Origin of the sequence: Vibrio sp. 10N.222.55.C6 (assembly GCF_041473395.1) — a bacterium.
GTDB lineage: Bacteria > Pseudomonadota > Gammaproteobacteria > Enterobacterales > Vibrionaceae > Vibrio > Vibrio crassostreae_C.
This window is the reverse complement of record NZ_JBFRSD010000003.1, coordinates 20,466-38,414: the sequence shown is the minus strand read 5'-3', so window position 1 is coordinate 38,414 and position 17,949 is coordinate 20,466. Positions and strand designations below refer to the sequence as shown.

The following is a 17,949-nucleotide window of genomic DNA, read 5'->3' as shown; positions in this document are numbered from 1 at the left end:
TTCTAATCGCGTTTTATACCGCTTTTACTTCAATCACACCACCGGCAATCAAGTTCGCTTCAGAGGCTGCTTTAAGCATTTTAGTACGCTTGGTTCTATCAATCACATCACCGACTAACTGACCACACGCGGCATCAATATCATCACCACGAGTCTTACGAACGGTTACTGTGTAGTTGTATTCCATCAGCGTTTTTTGGAAGCGATCAATACGAGAGTTGCTTGGCTTCTTATAAGGCGACCCCGGGTAAGGGTTGAATGGAATCAAGTTGATCTTACAAGGCGTCTCTTTCATTAGCTCAGCAAGTTCACGTGCGTGGTCCATATCATCATTCACATGATCCAATAACACGTACTCAACCGTTACTTTACCGCGGTTAGCATTTGAAGATGCAATGTAACGACGAACAGATGCTAGGAAGTCTTGGATATCCCAACGGTCGTTGATCGGCATGATTTGGCTACGTAGTGCATCGTTTGGCGCATGTAGAGAAATAGCCAATGCGACATCGATGTTGTCTGTCATTTGGTCAAGGCCAGAAACAACACCAGAAGTTGATACGGTTACACGACGCTTAGACAGTGCGAAACCTAGATCATCAAGCATGATTTCTAATGATGGCATTAGGTTCTTCATGTTCAATAGAGGCTCACCCATACCCATCATTACAACGTTAGTAATTGGACGACGACCGGTTTCTTTTTCTAGGCCGATTTCGCGAGATGCGCGCCAGATTTGGCCAACAATCTCTGAAACTTTTAGGTTACGGTTGAAGCCTTGTTGAGCTGTAGAACAGAACTTACATTCAAGTGCACAACCAACCTGTGAAGATACACATAGCGTCGCACGGTCACCATCTGGGATGTATACCGTTTCAACGTCTTGGTCGCCAACGCTCATCGCCCATTTAATTGTGCCATCTGAAGAGTGTTGAGCTTCAGAAACAACAGGTGCAACAATCTCACAGCGACGTTGAAGTTTCTCACGTAACTTTTTGTTGATGTTATTCATTTGTTCGAAGTCATCGACACCGAAGTGATAAATCCACTTCATCACTTGCTCTGCTCGAAACGCTTTCTCATTCAGTTCTTCTGTGAAAAATTTACGAAGACCTTTACGATCAAAATCGAGTAGATTGACTTTAGCTGTGGTCATGATGCCTCTCAATGACGGAACAATAATTAAGGGCGCGAATTGTACAGGCTTTACGCAACTTCAACAAGCATTGTAAAACCCTGTGTTTATTAAGACATTCAAACTTAAGCGATTAAAATTTGAACAATTGTATTTATCGGCCTGAGATTACCCAATTTAAACAAAGATTCCCGATTACACTCCTTCGTCGCTTTCGGGAATGACGTAAATAATCACCAATTGCTCGATAATATTTACCACGAGATGGTTGCTCCAAAGTTCCCCGTCATTCCAGAACTGAGGAACGAAGTATCTGGAATCTCCAATAACAAAAACAGATTCCCGATTACGCTCCTTCGTCGCTTTCGAGAATGACGACTAAATTGATTATCGAGAGCGTAAAATCCACTTACAAAAAAGGCCTCACCGAGGTGAAGCCTTTAGAATAATTTGCAGTGCCGATTATTGAGCTGGGCGTGGGCAAATTTCAGATTCTGGGAAGAAGAATTCGATTTCGCGAGCTGCAGACTCAGGGCTGTCGCTGCCGTGAACTGAGTTGTAACGCATGCTGATTGCGTAGTCAGCACGGATAGTACCGCATGCCGCTTCTTCTGGGTTTGTTTTACCCATAAGTTCACGGTAACGAGCGATAGCGTTTTCGCCTTCAAGCACTTGAACCATGATAGGACCAGAAGTCATAAACTCTTTAAGAGCTGGGAAGAACTCTTTGCCTTCATGTTCAGCGTAGAAGCCACTCGCTTGCTCTTCAGTAAGACGAACCATTTTAGCAGCAATAATTTCTAGGCCTGCTTTTTCGATACGGTGGTAGATTTCACCAACAAGGTTACGCTTAACTGCATCCGGCTTAACAATTGAGAACGTTCTTTCTAGAGCCATAGGGATTCCTTCACTTCATTTTTTTGTTATTAAATACTGAAATTACTGAGATCTTTCGATCTGAGCTTTATGAATGAGCGGCACAAAATACCGCTCACCCTTATTATTATTTTGCTTGGTCGATAAGAAGACGAGCCAGTGTGCGAACGCCCATACCCGTTGCGCCTGCCGCCCACTTGTCACTTGCTGACTTACGGTAAGTACCCGCGCAATCCATATGAATCCAACCTTTTTTGTAATCATCTACAAAGTAAGAAAGGAATGCCGCTGCTGTACTTGCACCCGGTGTGTAATCGCCTGTGCTGATGTTTGAAAGATCAGCAAAGTTTGAAGGCAACATACCACGGTGGAAATCAGCAAGAGGCAGTGGCCATAAGCCTTCTTTCTCTTGGTTTGCCGCTGTTAGCGCTTGGTGAGACAACTCATCATCGAAGCTTAATAGTGCGTGGTAGTCGTTACCTAATGCGTTTTTAGCCGCGCCTGTTAGCGTTGCACAGTCGATGATCAGCTCAGGGCTTTGTGCACTTGCGTACATCAGGCCATCAGCTAGCACTAAGCGACCTTCCGCATCAGTGTTCATGATCTCAACTGTTTTACCGTTTTTGTAGGTAATGATATCGCCAAGCTTCAATGCGCGACCAGAGATCATGTTCTCTGCGCAACATAGAATAAGCTTGATGCGCTTGTTAAGACCGCGTTCAATCGCAAGACCTAAACCACCAGTAATCGTTGCTGCGCCACCCATGTCAGCTTTCATCGCTGTCATGAATTGGCCTGGCTTGATACTGTAACCGCCCGAATCGAACGTAATACCTTTACCGACTAAACAAGCAAATACAGGTGCGTTTTCATCGCCTGTTGGGTTGAAGTCCAGTTGCAGCATTGCTGATGTACGCTCAGAGCCACGGCCGACCGCGTAGATGCCTTCCCAACCTTCGGTTAGTAGATCCTTGTCTTTAACAATCTTCGCTTTAACAGTGCCCGCTGGTGCCACTGACTTGATGTATTCTGCAGCCATTGTCGCAAGTTGACGAGGTGCCACTTCTTCAGCGGTTTTATTGATAATGTCACGCGTCCAGTCAGTTGCGCGAATACGAGCTTCAAGCTCAGTTTGATCGGCTTCTGAAAGTGCATCCCATTCCAATGCATTCTTTTTCTTTGGTCCACGGTAGCCTTGGTAGAAAGCCCAAACGCTTTCTAGATCCCAACCTTCACCACGAAGTGAAACGAATGCGATACCTTGTCCGTCAAGCGTACGACCCGCACGTTGAACTGCGCCTAGATCGTGGCCTTCACCAATGTGAATTGTCGCTCCCGCTTCTGAGAACGATAAAATAGCTCTTGCTCCCCACTGAGGCTGGGCAGCTTCTTGACTTAAAAATACTGGCATCTGTGTAGACATGATTTCTCCTTGTCATGAACCACTTCGAGAGTGTGATTCTGATTATTTTTTATTAGCTCACTGATGTTAGCATTATGTAGGAGGAAAATGTCATTTTGATAAAAAAACGGACCATAAGGTCCGCTTTTTTTAGTAAGAATTGTTAACTTGGCTGCGTTTTATATTGGACTGATGCCAACCCGCGACCAAATCATCAGATAAGAGGATTAATCCATCTCATCCATCCAGCACAAAATAATAGCCTCTAAGATTTTTTCATTCGAGTGGTTAGGCTCGTCGTCGAACTCTTCAAGGTCTAGCACCCATTGATGCAGATCGGTAAAACGTACCGTTTTAGGATCAGTATCAGGGTACAAATCACATAGCTCAATTGCGATATCTCGCGAATCAATCCACTTCAAGCTCATAACACTTCCTTATATTTATCAGCGACGCTCTGTCACCTTTATGATCTATATTCTAAGCCAGTTTTCTTAGTATGTTTGTCTAAGCAATAACTCTCTCAGTCATCGCTGTATTAGCCATGACTGAGAACAGGTTCTTAATGGTCTTCAGAAGCCAGGTTCAACGTGTACTTTGGAATCTCTACAACAAGATCCGTATCAGCCACTTTAGCTTGGCAACCCAAGCGAGATTCCATCTCTAAGCCCCATGCTTTATCTAGCATGTCGTCTTCTAGATCATCACTCTCTTCTAAAGAATCAAAACCTTCACGAATCACAACGTGACATGTTGTACATGCACACGATTTTTCACATGCGTGTTCAATACCAATACCGGCCTTCAATGCAACATCAAGAACCGTCTCACCAGTTTTTGCTTCTAAAACAGCGCCTTCTGGACATAGATCTTCGTGAGGTAAAACAATAATCTTTGGCATGTTTATCTATTCTCTAACTATTAAATATTATCGACTGACTGACCTGACAGTGCAGCACGAATTGATTTATCCATACGACGAGAAGCAAAGTCTTGGCTCGCTTTGTCGGTATTCTTAATTTCTAGTTCAATAGCATCAGCGTTGTCGCCATTACGCACTTCAATCAGTGCTTCAATCGCTTGAACAAGTTGTTGTTTGCCTTGCTCATCAAGTAGCTCGTCACCGTCGGCTTGCATTGCAGCGATAAGGCCTTCGATAACGCGATCCGCTTCTACGCGTTGCTCAGCAAGAGCACGCGCTTGCATGTCTTCTTTTGCAAACGTCATCGAATCTTTCAGCATGCTAGCCACTTCGTTGTCGCTTAGACCGTAAGAAGGCTTAACTTGGATTTCAGCTTGAACGCCAGTGCTCTTCTCCATTGCGGTAACTGATAGCAGGCCATCAGCATCCACTTGGTAAGTAACACGAATATGAGCAGCACCTGCAGTCATCGGCGGGATGCCTTTCAGAGCAAATCGAGCCAGTGAACGACAGTCATCAACCATCTCACGCTCGCCTTGCACGGTGTGTACTGTCATTGCAGTTTGACCGTCTTTGAACGTGGTAAACTCTTGTGCACGAGCAACTGGGATCGTGGTATTACGAGGGATGATCTTTTCGACTAAGCCACCCATGGTTTCGATACCCAGTGACAGAGGGATAACATCCAATAGCAGCATCTCAGAGTCAGGCTTGTTGCCAACTAAGATATCCGCTTGAATCGATGCGCCAATCGCAACCACTTCATCAGGGTTAATACTGGTTAATGGAGTACGACCAAAGAAGCCACCGACCATTTCACGAACAAGTAAGGTACGAGTTGAACCACCTACCATCACGACTTCTAGTACTTCATCCGCGTCAACTTCCGCATCTTTCAGTGCTCGGCGGCACGAAAGCAGCGTTTTCTTAACTAGTGGCTTGATGATCTCTTCGAACTCTTCACGAGTTAAAGAGCCAGACCAACCTAGTGCTTCAACATTAACGCTTTCAGCTTCAGATAAGCCAATCTTCGCTTCTGTTGCTGCGTCTAGAAGAATACGGTTCTGTTCTGCTGTCAGCTCTAACAAGCCCATTTGCTCTTGGAAATGATCCGCAATTAAATGGTCAAAGTCATCGCCGCCTAATGCAGAGTCACCACCGGTTGCTAAAACTTCGAAGACACCTTTAGACAGGCGTAGGATAGAGATATCAAACGTACCACCGCCTAAGTCATAAACAGCGATTACCCCTTCTTTACCTGAATCCAAGCCATAAGCAATCGCGGCTGCAGTGGGTTCATTAAGAAGACGTAACACATGAAGACCAGCAAGTTGCGCTGCGTCTTTGGTACCTGCACGTTGTGCATCATCAAAGTACGCAGGGACGGTAATCACGGCACCAGCCAATTCACCACCTAACGTCGACTCAGCACGTTGACCGAGTGCACGAAGAATATCTGCAGATACTTGAATTGGGTTCTTATTTCCTTGCGCTGTGTTAATCACAGGCAGGCCATTATCACTTTCTTCAAACTGATATGGCAGAGATGGGTATCGCTGTTGAATATCTGACAGTGAACGACCGATTAATCGCTTAACTGAGATAATGGTATTTTTAGGATCAGTTTGTGCATTTACACGCGCTTCATCACCAGTGGTGTACGACTCTGACTGATAGTGAACAACGGAAGGGAGAATACTGCGACCTTGTTGATCAACAAGCGTGCTTGCCTCACCACTGCGCACTGACGCAACCAATGAGTTTGTTGTACCTAAATCAATACCCACTGCAAGCTTGTGCTGGTGAGGAGCGGCGCTTTGCCCTGGTTCTGCAATCTGAAGTAGTGCCATGGATGTGTCCTTGTTATACGAACTAGCCGATCAAACGATCTTCAACTAACTCGATTTCATTCTTTAATTTTGCAATAAACTTAAGCTTTCTTACTCGGTCTGCAGCTTCTAACCAAGCTTCGCTGTCGAGTTCTTGTTGGATAGCGCTTAATTGTTGTTTATACATTTTGCTAACCTTTCCTTCAAATGCAAACAAAGCATCTTCAGGATCAGAACTGTCGGCGATATCTTCCAGCTCTTCACGCAATTCCATTTGCTCCATCAGGAACATAGGATCTTGCATAGTCTGCTGCTCACCACGAATATCCTCACCATGTTGAACTAACAGGTATTCAGCGCGGCTGACTGGATTTTTCAACACCTGGTACGCATCATTGATTTGCGCAGCTTTTTGCACAGCCAGCAAGCGATCTCGCTCAGAAGCCGTGGCAAATTTATCAGGGTGGAATTGGAGTTGCAGATCTCTAAACTGAGAAGAAAGAAGGCTACCATCCAGTTGAAACTGAAGTGGTAGCCCAAATAATTCGAAATGATTCATGTAACGGTGGTCCTAAGTTTAGGCTCTTTACTTAGAGCCTAATTTTATTCTTCGCTCATTATAAACGCTCAACGATTGAGGCGTTTATACATTGAAGCTCTCACCACAACCACATTCGCCTTTCGCGTTAGGGTTGTTGAATTCAAAACCTTCGTTTAGGCCTTCTTTTACGTAATCAAGCTCAGTACCGTCTAGGTAAACTAGGCTCTTTGGATCAATGATGACCTTAACACCTGAATGCTCAAACACTTCGTCTTCTTCGTTAAGCTCGTCAACGAATTCCAGTACATACGCCATACCCGAACAGCCAGTAGTTTTTACCGCTAAGCGCAACCCGATACCTTTACCTCGGTTATCTAGGAAAGCTTGAACTCGGCTTGCTGCCGTATCTGTCATGGTGATGGCCATACTACAACCTTGTGTTTTATATAAATTGAGAACTCAGGGGGAGCACAAAGGGTGCTCCCAAATATTACTTTTTTGAAGTGATTACGTTGTAGAAACGATTAGTGCTTCTTTTTGTAATCCGCAACCGCTGCTTTGATTGCATCTTCAGCAAGAATTGAACAGTGAACTTTCACTGGTGGCAACTCTAGCTCTTCTGCGATTTCAGAGTTTTTAATAGCAGCTGCTTCATCAATACTTTTACCTTTAACCCACTCAGTGACTAGTGAGCTAGAAGCGATTGCGCTACCGCAACCGTAAGTCTTGAATTTTGCGTCTTCAATAATACCTTCTGCAGATACTTTGATTTGCAGTTTCATTACGTCACCACAAGCTGGTGCGCCAACCATGCCGCTACCTACACTTGGATCTTCTTTATCAAACGAACCTACGTTACGTGGGTTTTCGTAGTGATCAATTACTTTTTCGCTATATGCCATGATAGTTACCTCGAATCCTCTATTTCCGTGAGATTAGTGATGAGCCCACTCAACAGTGTTCAAATCAATCCCTTCTTTATACATATCCCATAGAGGAGACATGTCGCGTAATTTATTTACTGCTACACGGATTTGTGCAATCGCGTAGTCGATTTCTTCTTCCGTAGTGAAACGGCCGAATGAAAAACGTACTGAGCTGTGTGCCAGTTCATCGTTTAAGCCAAGAGCGCGTAAAACGTATGAAGGCTCAAGACTCGCTGATGTACATGCAGAACCTGATGATACCGCTAAGTCTTTTAAAGACATAAGCAGAGATTCACCTTCAACGAAAGCAAAGCTCACGTTTAGGTTATGTGGTACACGTTGATCTAAGTCGCCATTTACCGTTACTGCTTCTAGATCTTGAACCCCTTTCAATAGACGCTCGCGAAGTGCTAGTGCGTGGTCATAATCTTTCTGCATGTCTTGTTTAGCGACAGCAAAAGCTTCACCCATACCCACGATTTGGTGAGTAGCAAGCGTACCAGAACGGAAACCACGTTCGTGACCTCCACCGTGCATCTGTGCTTCAAGACGAATACGTGGCTTACGACGAACGTACAAAGCACCAATGCCTTTAGGGCCGTATGCTTTGTGTGCAGAAAGAGAGATAAGGTCAACTTTCATCTCTTTTACATCTAGTGGGATTTTACCCGCAGACTGAGCCGCATCAACGTGGAAGATGATCTTGCGTGAACGACATAATTCGCCGATTGCAGAGATATCTTGGATTACACCAATCTCGTTGTTTACGTGCATGATAGAAACAAGAACCGTATCTTCACGCATTGCTGCTTGTAGCTTGTCTAAATCAATGATGCCGTTTGCTTCAGGCTCAAGGTAAGTCACCTCAAAACCTTCACGCTCTAGTTGGCGACATGGATCAAGAACCGCTTTATGTTCTGTTTTACACGTGATTACGTGCTTACCTTTCTTCTCGTAAAAGTGCGCTGCACCTTTGATAGCAAGGTTGTCTGACTCTGTAGCACCTGACGTGAAAACAATCTCACGTGGGTCTGCATTTAGTAGATCGGCAATTTGCTCACGAGCATTATCTACTGATTCTTCTGCCTGCCAGCCGTAACGGTGTGAACGAGATGCAGGGTTACCGAAGTTACCGTCCATCGTCATGCACTGAACCATTTTTTCAGCAACACGTGGATCGACTGGGCATGTAGCTGAATAGTCAAAGTAAATAGGCAGTTTCATTTTCTACTCCAATGTAAAAACTGACCGCTAAGAGCGGGCATTAACACCGTGAGGTGCTGCACTAATCGTTGTAGTGCTCGTATTTTTATGTGCAAAACCATTATTAACCGCAAGATCGATATCTTGACGATCAGAAATCTCTAAAACTTCGTTATCTTTCATTAGCTCACCGAGCGTAATGTCATTTAAGAAGCTGCTGATTCGGGAGCTTAAATCACGCCAAAGAGTGTGAGTTAAACAACGACTACCACCTTGGCAATCTGCTCGACCGTGACACTTAGTTGCATCAACTGATTCGTCTACTGCAGCAATTACAGTTCCGACAGCGATGTCGCTCGCTTCAGCACCTAAACGGTAACCACCGCCAGGACCACGAACACTAGCAACTAAGCCAGCTTTACGTAACTTAGAAAATAGCTGTTCTAAGTAAGATAATGAGATGCCCTGTCGCTCTGAAATATCAGCCAGAGGAACTGGGCTTTTTTGCGAATGCAGTGCTACATCTAGCATAGCTGTTACCGCATATCTTCCTTTAGATGTAAGTTTCATATCACACCGAATCCACATTGTTTATGTGGTTGGAATCTTCCCATACCTGACTAAATTGGTCAAGTATTTAGTTGACTATTTTAGTCAAGTATTCACCCTTAGAGTTTGTGTGGTTTTTATTTGTCGTTTTTGCTCTTCTCAATTGAAGTCAAAATGCCGCGTAGAGTGTTGATCTCTTGCAACTCTGGACGAGCTCGACTGAACAGACGACGTAGTTTATTCATCACCTGACCTGGCTTATCCTTAGAGATAAATTGGGTATCAATGATCACTTTTTCAAGGTGCTCATAGAACATTTCTAGTTCTTCGTGACGAGGGTACTCATCTTGTTGCTGTGGCTGATATTGGCTAGCGACCATATCAAGGTGAGCTACACGCACTTCGTAGCTCAGAGTCTGCACTGCCATTGCTAGGTTTAGCGAGCTGTATTCAGGGTTAGCTGGGATACATACATGGAAGTGGCACTTCTGAAGCTCATCGTTAGTCAAGCCAGTACGTTCACGGCCGAACACTAATGCGACTGGGTGCTTTTGACCTTCAATCGCAAACTTTTGTCCACACTCACGAGGCTCAAGCATTGGCCATTCAAGCGTACGTGAACGTGCACTCGAACCAACCACCAAACCACAGTCTTTTACGGCTTCGTCTAATGTAGAAACGATGGTCGCGTTTTCTGCGATGTCACCTGCACCCGCAGCCAGTGCTAAGGTCTGCTCGTCAACTTCACATTGAGGGTCTACAAGAACTAATTGACTCAAACCCATCACTTTCATTGCGCGAGCTGCTGATCCGATATTTCCCGAATGAGACGTACCAACCAGAACGACTTTTACATTGTCTAACATGCTATATGACACCACTTTAAAAATAATCGCGAGATATTAACACATAGCAAAGTAAAATGGTCAGACCCTTCGCGTAATGTGAAACCAAGAGTTCAAAAAATAACCACTTCCCTTTTGGTAAAACTTTGGTATACTCGCCGCCGCTTTAAATTGTTCTTTAACATCTTGTGGGAAAAACCATATGCATCCAATGCTAAACATTGCGATACGCGCTGCGCGTAAAGCTGGCAACCATATTGCTAAATCTCTAGAAACAACTGATAAGATCGAATCGTCTCTAAAAGGTAACAACGATTACGTTACTAACATTGCTCAAGAAGCTGAGTACATGATCATTGAGACAATCAAAGCATCTTACCCAGAGCACAGCATTATTTCTGAAGAGAAAGGCCTGACTGAAGGTAAAGACTCTGATGTACAATGGATCGTTGACCCACTGGATGGCACCAACAACTTTGTAAAAGGTTTCCCTCACTTCTCTGTATCTATCGCTGTTCGCATGAACGGTCGTACAGAAGTTGCTTGTGTTTATGACCCAATGCTAAACGAGCTATTCACAGCTCAACGTGGCGCTGGCGCTCAACTTAACAACGCTCGTATGCGTGTTACTCAACTAAAAGACCTTCAAGGTACTGTTCTAGCGACTGGTTTCCCATTCAAGCAAAAACAACACTCTGAATCTTTCATGAAGATCATCTCTGGTCTATTCATCGACTGTGCTGATTTCCGTCGTACAGGTTCTCCTGCTCTTGACCTATGTTACCTAGCAGCTGGCCGTGTTGATGGTTACCTAGAACTTGGCCTTAAGCCATGGGATCTAGCAGCTGGCGATCTAATCGCTCGTGAAGCTGGTGCTATCATGACTGACTTTGCTGGCGGTACTGATTACATGACTTCTGGTAATGTTGTTGCTTCAAGCGCACGTGGTGTTAAGTCTATTCTTAAGCACGTTCGTGAGAACGCTAACGAAGGTATGCTGAAGTAATTCAGAACTTACGTTAACGCTCCCTGTTTTAAGGGCGCATAGAAATTCCAAAGCCTCGCTATATAGCGAGGCTTTTTTGTATCTGCGATACGAGATACGAGAATGGTGGTTCTTAGTGACAGTACGTCCAACTCAATTCGCCAATAAATTGCGTTGAGCTTCCCCATTAAATTTAGACGTAAAAAAACCGCTAGTTGCCTAGCGGTTTTTTTGGTTTAGCGAAACTTATTAAGCCAAAGCCTAAGGCATCTCGTCAAACTCTTCACCTTCTTTGTCCACTTGTGGTGGCATTAGGTGTTCACGCGTAATACCCAACTTCATAGCTAGTGCAGATGCAACGTAGATAGAAGAGTAAGTACCAACCGTAATACCCAGTAGAAGTGCAGTCGCGAAGCCGTGAATCATAGCGCCGCCCTGAACGAACAGTGCGATAACTACGAACAACGTGGTACCAGAAGTGATCAATGTACGGCTCAATGTTTGTGTGATTGAGCTGTTCAGTACTTCAGGTGCTTCACCCTTACGCATCTTACGGAAGTTCTCACGAATACGGTCGAATACAACGATGGTATCGTTGAGGGAGTAACCGACGACCGTTAGCAAGGCTGCTACGATGGTAAGGTCGACCTCAATTTGCATTAGAGAGAACACACCAAGTGTGATGATAACGTCGTGCGCCAGTGCTAATACCGCACCCGCAGCCAAACGCCATTCGAATCGCACTGATACGTAGATCAAGATACAGATAAGAGAAACAAGGATAGCAAGGCCACCTGCTTCTGTTAATTCGTCACCCACGTTAGGACCAACGAACTCGATACGACGCATTTCAACTTGCTCACCAGTACCATTCTCAATTGCAGAAAGGATTTGGTTACCAAGCGTTTCGCCCGCTACGCCATCACGTGGACGTAAACGAACCATCACATCACGAGCTGAACCGAAGTTCTGTACCGTTGCATCACCAAAGCCTTCGGCTTCTAGTGCACTACGAATATCAGGAAGGTGTGCCGGTTGTTCAAAACCAACTTCAATCAGAGTACCGCCAGTAAAATCTAGACCCCAGTTCAACGATTTCGTTGTTAGGGTGAAGATAGCAGTACCAATCATCAAGATAGAAAAAACAAAGGCAACCTTTGACCAACGCATAAAGTCGATCATTTTGTCTGCTTTTAGAATCTGAAACATATTAATTCCTAGCCTTAGATCGACAGTTTTTTAACGCGTTTGCCGCCATACATCAGGTTCACGATACAACGTGTTCCGATAATAGCTGTAAACATTGAAGTCAAGATACCGATAGACAGCGTTACCGCGAAGCCTTTGATAGCACCCGTACCCACAGCAAATAGAATGATTGCTGTTAGTAGTGTGGTGATGTTGGCATCGGCGATTGTGCTGAATGCGTTCGCGTAACCTTGGTGAATCGCTTGTTGTGGACTGCGTCCATCTCGAAGCTCTTCACGTATACGCTCAAAGATCAGAACGTTCGCATCGACCGCCATACCGACCGTTAATACGATACCGGCAATACCTGGCAGGGTCATGGTAGCCCCCGGGATCATCGACATCACACCGATAATCAACACCAAGTTAGCCATTAGCGCAACGTTCGCAATCAGACCAAAGCTACGGTAGTAAAGCAGCGTGAATAACATAACCGCAGCCATACCCCAAACCATCGCCATGATACCCATATCGATGTTTTGCTGCCCCATAGATGGACCAATGGTACGTTCTTCTACAATCGAGATAGGCGCAATCAATGCACCAGCACGAAGTAGAAGTGCCAAGTTATGAGCTTCAGCTGTTGAATCAATACCAGTAATACGGAAGTTACGACCAAGTGCAGATTGAATCGTCGCTTGGTTAATCACTTCTTCGTGCTTACTCAAGATAACTCGACCTTCCGGTGTTTTACGACCGCTGTCTTTGTACTCTGCAAATACCGTTGCCATTAGCTTACCGATATTCTGACGAGAGAATGCAGACATCTTGCTACCACCTTCGCTGTCTAGCGAGATGTTAACTTGAGGACGACCATATTCATCAACACTTGAGCTTGCATCAGTAATACTTGAGCCGCCTAGAATAACGCGCTTCTTAAGTACCACAGGACGACCATCACGATCTTGCTTGATTTCGCTACCCGCAGGGGCACGACCAGAAGCGGCAGCGGCTAAGTCAGCACTGCTATCCACTTCACGGAACTCAAGCGTCGCGGTAGCACCAAGAATTTCTTTAGCGCGAGCCGTGTCTTGAACACCAGGCAATTCCACTACGATACGGCTAGAGCCTTGACGTTGAACCAAAGGTTCAGCAACACCAAGTTCGTTAACACGGTTACGTAGAATGGTAATGTTTTGCTCTACCGCATAGTTGCGGATTTCTTGAAGACGAGCCTCTGTGAAGCTAGCAACCAAAGAAAAACGACCATTAGATTCAGAATCTACAAACGTCATGTCTTGGTGCTTAGATTGCAGTAGCGATTTCGCTTCAGCAAGCTGCTCGGCGTTACGTAGAATCACTTCAACCGCATCTTTACCAGATGGGCGAATTGCACGGTAACGGATTTTTTCTTCACGAAGTTCGCTACGGAACGCTTCTTCTTGTTGGCCAACCAGCTTTTGCATCGCAGCGTCCATATCCACTTCCATCAAGAAGTGAACACCACCACGTAGGTCAAGACCAAGCTTCATTGGTGCAGCACCAATAGATTCAAGCCAATCAGGAGTTGAAGCAGCTAAGTTTAAAGCAACGATTACGTCTTCATCTAATGCTTCAGTGATGACATCACGAGCACTAATTTGAGAGTCTGTATCGTTAAAGCGAACAAGAATGGAACCGTTTTCTAGAGCAACGGATTTAGTAGAAAGGTTTTCAGCTTCAAGAGCATTGGTGACAGCATCCAGCGTAGACATATCTACAGAGGCGCCGCGCGCCCCTGTAACTTGAACTGCCGGATCTTCACCGTATATATTCGGAAGTGCGTACAACGCAGCGATGGCGATAGTAAACACCACCATCAGGTACTTCCATAACGGGTAACGGTTTAGCACAGCGAGGATCCTCTAGCTGTTTATAGAGATTTCAGAGTACCTTTTGGTAGCACTGCTGTAACGAAGTCTTTCTTGATAACTACTTCGTTGTTTGCATTCAGTTCGATAGCAACGTAGTCGCTGTCTTCTGCAATCTTAGTGATCTTGCCAATTAGGCCGCCGCTTGTAAGAACTTCATCACCTTTGCCCATAGAAGACATAAGGTTCTTGTGCTCTTTAACACGCTTAGCTTGTGGACGGTAGATCATGAAGTAGAAGATCACAGCGAACATACCTAGCATGATAAGCATTTCGAAACCGCCGCCTGCTGGTGCACCTTCTGCTGCTGCGTGAGCTTGAGAAATAAACATTTAAAACATCCTCTATTTATATTTTCGTAATTGTTTGTCTAATTGGGTCGCATCCCTTTATTTTCAAGCCCCATCACTCGGAAGAGAGATAGGGCTCGCAAAAAAGAAATACTAAGATTCTTTACCTAGTGGTGGCACTTCACGCCCCATTCTTGCGTAGAACTCTGCAACGAACTCTTCAAAGCGGTCTTCATCGATAGACTGACGAATGTCTGACATTACTCGTTGGTAGAAACGCAGGTTATGAATCGTGTTCAGTCGAGCACCTAGGATTTCGTTACAACGATCCAAATGGTGCAAGTACGACTTGCTGTAGTTCTTACAAGTGTAACAGTCACAATCTGAATCTAGTGGTGTTGTATCCGTTTTATGCTTCGCATTACGGATCTTGATCACACCTTCAGTCACAAACAAGTGGCCGTTACGTGCATTTCGCGTTGGCATAACACAGTCAAACATGTCGATACCACGACGAACACCTTCAACTAAGTCTTCCGGTTTGCCTACACCCATTAGGTAACGTGGCTTATCTTCAGGTAGTTGAGGACATGTGTGCTCAAGAATACGGTGCATGTCTTCTTTTGGTTCGCCTACTGCTAGGCCGCCAACAGCGTAACCGTCAAAACCAATTTCTGTTAAGCCTTTAACGGATACGTCACGAAGGTCTTCGTATACGCCACCTTGAACGATACCGAACAGTGAGTTCGGGTTTTCAAGTTTGTCGAAGTGGTTACGTGAACGCTCAGCCCAACGAAGAGACATCTCCATTGAGTCTTTAGCTTCTTTGTGTGTCGCAGGGTAAGGCGTACACTCATCGAAGATCATTACGATGTCTGAACCTAAATCTTTTTGGATTTCCATAGACTTCTCAGCGTCCATGAAGATCTTGTCACCGTTTACAGGGTTACGGAAATGAACACCCTCTTCAGTGATTTTACGCATTGCACCTAGGCTGAATACTTGAAAGCCGCCTGAATCAGTCAGGATAGGACCGTGCCAGTTCATGAAATCGTGCAGGTCACCGTGCATTTTCATGATTTCTTGACCAGGACGTAGCCATAGGTGGAATGTGTTACCTAATAGGATTTCAGCACCTGTGTCTTTTACTTCTTCAGGTGTCATACCTTTAACAGTACCGTAAGTACCTACAGGCATGAATGCTGGGGTTTCAACGGTACCGCGTTCAAACTGAAGTTGACCACGACGTGCGCCGCTATTAGTTTTTTTAAGTTCGTATTTTAATTTCACGAAGCCTCCAATATGCCAGAGAAACAATCTGACTGTTAATTCAGAACCTTAGGCCAAACAAAAGTTCAGTCTAGTGGGTTCTATGAGGAGCGGTCGCGTATTCCTTGCGAGAGATTAGACAGACACCCTGCCCGACTCCTAGCTTACTGCTAGCACCCGTAAATTCTAATGTATATCGTTTATAACTAGCTTAAATTAGCTTGTTTTCTTATTGATGAACATGGCATCACCGTAGCTGAAGAAACGATATTCGCTCTTCACTGCGTGATCGTATGCGCCCATCACGTTGTCGTAACCTGCAAATGCACTCACCAACATAATCAGTGTTGATTCTGGCAAGTGGAAGTTGGTAATCAAGCAATCCACCAACTGGTATTCATAGCCAGGGAAGATGAAGATTTCTGTATCACCAAAGAAAGGAACGAGCTCAGTGCCTTTCTTCAATGCATCTTGAGCTGCACTTTCTAGTGAGCGTACTGATGTTGTACCAACAGCAATAATACGGCCGCCACGGGCTTTTGCTGCAGCTACGGCGTCAACCACTTCTTGCGGCACTTCAACGTACTCAGCATGCATGTGGTGATCGTTAATATTATCAACTTTTACTGGCTGGAACGTACCAGCACCAACATGAAGCGTCACGTAAGCAAACTCAACACCTTTTTCTTTCATGTCAGCCATTAGCTTGTCATCAAAGTGAAGGCCTGCTGTTGGCGCTGCAACCGCACCCGGCTTTTCATTATAGACAGTCTGGTAGCGCTCTTTATCTGCATCTTCATCAGGACGATCGATGTAAGGAGGCAGTGGCATGTGACCAACACTGTTAAGAATCTCTAAAACGCTTTGATCAGATGTGAAATGGATTTCGAATAACGCATCGTGACGCGCCACCATTTCAGCTTCATATTCATCGTTCTCACCAAGGAACAACTTGGTACCCGGCTTCGGTGATTTAGAACAACGAACATGCGCAAGAATGCTTTTCTCATCAAGCATACGTTCAACCAGCACTTCAAGCTTACCGCCTGATGCCTTGCGACCAAATACACGAGCTGGAATCACTCGAGTGTTATTGAAAACAACAAGATCGCCTGGCTCAACCAAGTCTAAAACGTCTTTAAACGAACCATCAGCTAGGTTACCGCTGTTGCCATCTAATTTAAGCAGGCGGCTTGCTGTACGCTCCTCTTGAGGGTAGCGAGCAATGAGTTCATCTGGTAGGTCAAAGTGAAAATCTGAAACTTGCATGTGTCTAGTCTTGTCTTAGTTGATGAGATTTGTGCCGTTGACGAATCATAAATCGTAGTTGCTGGATAATCGTTACGGTAAGTCAATCGTTACCAGAAACACATCGCAAACACGACTAAAAATTTCGCAGTGGGCTAGTATAGGCACACGAGCCGCAATAGCAAGGTTTACAGCACTGGATTATTGTAAAGAGGCGTAAAATAATGCGACTGATTCACCTCCTCAAGCTAAAGAATTAGTTGCATAAAACTCACCCAAGAATGCGTCAGATCTCAGTTATTTTTTGGATAAAAAACTATAGTAATAGCAACAAATAAAAAAGAAGGAGGTTCGTATGATCAAGGTTGAAGATATGATGACTCGCAACCCTCATACCCTATTGCGCTCACACTCACTGGCCGATGCTAAGCACATGATGGAAGCACTTGATATCCGCCATATTCCGGTCGTCGATTCCGACAGGCAACTACTAGGTGTCGTCACACAACGAGACGTTCTCGCCGCTCAAGAATCCAGCCTACAAAACATCCCACAAGCTCAATCTTTTACTCTTGCTACTCCCCTCAACGACATCATGCACAAAAGTGTTATGTCGGTAGAGCCGCGTGCAGGATTAAAAGAATCGGCTATCTACATGCAGAAACATAAAGTGGGCTGTTTACCTGTCGTAGAAAACCACGAACTAGTAGGCATTATTACAGACAGCGATTTTGTCACGATAGCGATCAATTTACTGGAGCTGCAAGAAGAAGTAGAGCCAGAAGAAGCAGAAGTAGAGTAACGCTCGGAATTGATATAAAGAAGAGCGGC

Annotated in this window: 19 protein-coding genes; 2 read left to right on the top strand and 17 right to left on the bottom strand. The window is 44.8% G+C overall.

What is annotated here, in order from left to right; all coding sequences use genetic code 11:
- Nucleotides 1-13 precede the first annotated feature (13 nt).
- From AB4486_RS03900 to trmJ, 12 genes are all read right to left on the bottom strand, one after another.
- Nucleotides 14-1,156 carry a bifunctional tRNA (adenosine(37)-C2)-methyltransferase TrmG/ribosomal RNA large subunit methyltransferase RlmN gene (locus AB4486_RS03900; RefSeq protein WP_017062516.1) on the bottom strand — a complete coding sequence of 381 codons (1,143 nt, stop codon included), beginning with the start codon at nt 1,154-1,156 and terminating at the stop codon, nt 14-16.
- A gap of 441 nt (nt 1,157-1,597) precedes the next feature.
- Nucleotides 1,598-2,032 (bottom strand): nucleoside-diphosphate kinase, encoded by a 435-nt coding sequence (ndk, locus tag AB4486_RS03895; RefSeq protein WP_016797173.1) that lies wholly within the window; start codon nt 2,030-2,032, stop codon nt 1,598-1,600.
- Nucleotides 2,033-2,138: 106 nt separating this feature from the next.
- The gene (gene pepB, locus AB4486_RS03890) at nt 2,139-3,434 is read right to left on the bottom strand and encodes an aminopeptidase PepB (protein ID WP_065584659.1); all 1,296 of its coding nucleotides are present in this window, start codon (nt 3,432-3,434) and stop codon (nt 2,139-2,141) included.
- A 206-nt stretch (nt 3,435-3,640) separates the two neighbouring features.
- Nucleotides 3,641-3,841 carry a Fe-S cluster assembly protein IscX gene (gene iscX / locus AB4486_RS03885; protein WP_004740335.1) on the bottom strand — a complete coding sequence of 67 codons (201 nt, stop codon included), beginning with the start codon at nt 3,839-3,841 and terminating at the stop codon, nt 3,641-3,643.
- A gap of 134 nt (nt 3,842-3,975) precedes the next feature.
- Complete coding sequence (fdx, locus tag AB4486_RS03880; protein WP_010440525.1) at nt 3,976-4,314, bottom strand: ISC system 2Fe-2S type ferredoxin; 339 nt, start codon at nt 4,312-4,314, stop codon at nt 3,976-3,978.
- Nucleotides 4,315-4,334: 20 nt separating this feature from the next.
- Nucleotides 4,335-6,185 carry a Fe-S protein assembly chaperone HscA gene (gene hscA / locus AB4486_RS03875; protein WP_017062518.1) on the bottom strand — a complete coding sequence of 617 codons (1,851 nt, stop codon included), beginning with the start codon at nt 6,183-6,185 and terminating at the stop codon, nt 4,335-4,337.
- A gap of 22 nt (nt 6,186-6,207) precedes the next feature.
- Nucleotides 6,208-6,723 carry a co-chaperone HscB gene (gene hscB, locus AB4486_RS03870; RefSeq protein ID WP_372116527.1) on the bottom strand — a complete coding sequence of 172 codons (516 nt, stop codon included), beginning with the start codon at nt 6,721-6,723 and terminating at the stop codon, nt 6,208-6,210.
- 84 nt (nt 6,724-6,807) lie between these two features.
- On the bottom strand, nt 6,808-7,131 hold the full coding sequence (gene iscA, locus AB4486_RS03865) for an iron-sulfur cluster assembly protein IscA (protein ID WP_010440519.1): 324 nt from the start codon (nt 7,129-7,131) through the stop codon (nt 6,808-6,810).
- Between the two features lie 98 nt (nt 7,132-7,229).
- Entirely contained in the window at nt 7,230-7,607 is a 378-nt protein-coding gene (gene iscU / locus AB4486_RS03860) for a Fe-S cluster assembly scaffold IscU (RefSeq protein ID WP_004735094.1), read from the bottom strand.
- A gap of 33 nt (nt 7,608-7,640) precedes the next feature.
- Nucleotides 7,641-8,855, bottom strand: coding sequence for an IscS subfamily cysteine desulfurase (locus AB4486_RS03855; RefSeq protein WP_010440514.1), 1,215 nt, complete (start codon nt 8,853-8,855; stop codon nt 7,641-7,643).
- A gap of 27 nt (nt 8,856-8,882) precedes the next feature.
- On the bottom strand, nt 8,883-9,404 hold the full coding sequence (gene iscR / locus AB4486_RS03850; protein ID WP_010440512.1) for a Fe-S cluster assembly transcriptional regulator IscR: 522 nt from the start codon (nt 9,402-9,404) through the stop codon (nt 8,883-8,885).
- Nucleotides 9,405-9,520: 116 nt separating this feature from the next.
- Nucleotides 9,521-10,249 carry a tRNA (cytosine(32)/uridine(32)-2'-O)-methyltransferase TrmJ gene (trmJ, locus tag AB4486_RS03845; RefSeq protein ID WP_017062835.1) on the bottom strand — a complete coding sequence of 243 codons (729 nt, stop codon included), beginning with the start codon at nt 10,247-10,249 and terminating at the stop codon, nt 9,521-9,523.
- 181 nt (nt 10,250-10,430) lie between these two features.
- Between trmJ and suhB the strand changes: the two genes are divergently transcribed.
- On the top strand, nt 10,431-11,234 hold the full coding sequence (gene suhB, locus AB4486_RS03840; protein ID WP_017062836.1) for an inositol-1-monophosphatase: 804 nt from the start codon (nt 10,431-10,433) through the stop codon (nt 11,232-11,234).
- Between the two features lie 240 nt (nt 11,235-11,474).
- Here suhB and secF read toward each other — a convergent pair whose 3' ends face one another.
- From secF to queA, 5 genes are all read right to left on the bottom strand, one after another.
- Nucleotides 11,475-12,422, bottom strand: a complete 948-nt coding sequence (gene secF, locus AB4486_RS03835) for a protein translocase subunit SecF (RefSeq protein ID WP_017062837.1) — start codon at nt 12,420-12,422, stop codon at nt 11,475-11,477.
- A gap of 14 nt (nt 12,423-12,436) precedes the next feature.
- Nucleotides 12,437-14,293, bottom strand: coding sequence for a protein translocase subunit SecD (secD, locus tag AB4486_RS03830; RefSeq protein ID WP_102320714.1), 1,857 nt, complete (start codon nt 14,291-14,293; stop codon nt 12,437-12,439).
- A gap of 20 nt (nt 14,294-14,313) precedes the next feature.
- Nucleotides 14,314-14,643, bottom strand: coding sequence for a preprotein translocase subunit YajC (gene yajC / locus AB4486_RS03825; RefSeq protein ID WP_010440492.1), 330 nt, complete (start codon nt 14,641-14,643; stop codon nt 14,314-14,316).
- Between the two features lie 111 nt (nt 14,644-14,754).
- A complete protein-coding gene (gene tgt, locus AB4486_RS03820; RefSeq protein ID WP_372116526.1) occupies nt 14,755-15,891 on the bottom strand; it encodes a tRNA guanosine(34) transglycosylase Tgt in 1,137 nt (378 codons plus the stop codon).
- Between the two features lie 195 nt (nt 15,892-16,086).
- On the bottom strand, nt 16,087-17,139 hold the full coding sequence (gene queA / locus AB4486_RS03815; protein ID WP_017062523.1) for a tRNA preQ1(34) S-adenosylmethionine ribosyltransferase-isomerase QueA: 1,053 nt from the start codon (nt 17,137-17,139) through the stop codon (nt 16,087-16,089).
- Between the two features lie 334 nt (nt 17,140-17,473).
- On the opposite strand from queA, the gene AB4486_RS03810 reads away from it, so the two are divergent.
- Nucleotides 17,474-17,920: a CBS domain-containing protein gene (locus AB4486_RS03810; RefSeq protein ID WP_017062524.1), complete on the top strand. Its 447-nt coding sequence runs from the start codon at nt 17,474-17,476 to the stop codon at nt 17,918-17,920.
- Nucleotides 17,921-17,949 lie beyond the last annotated feature (29 nt).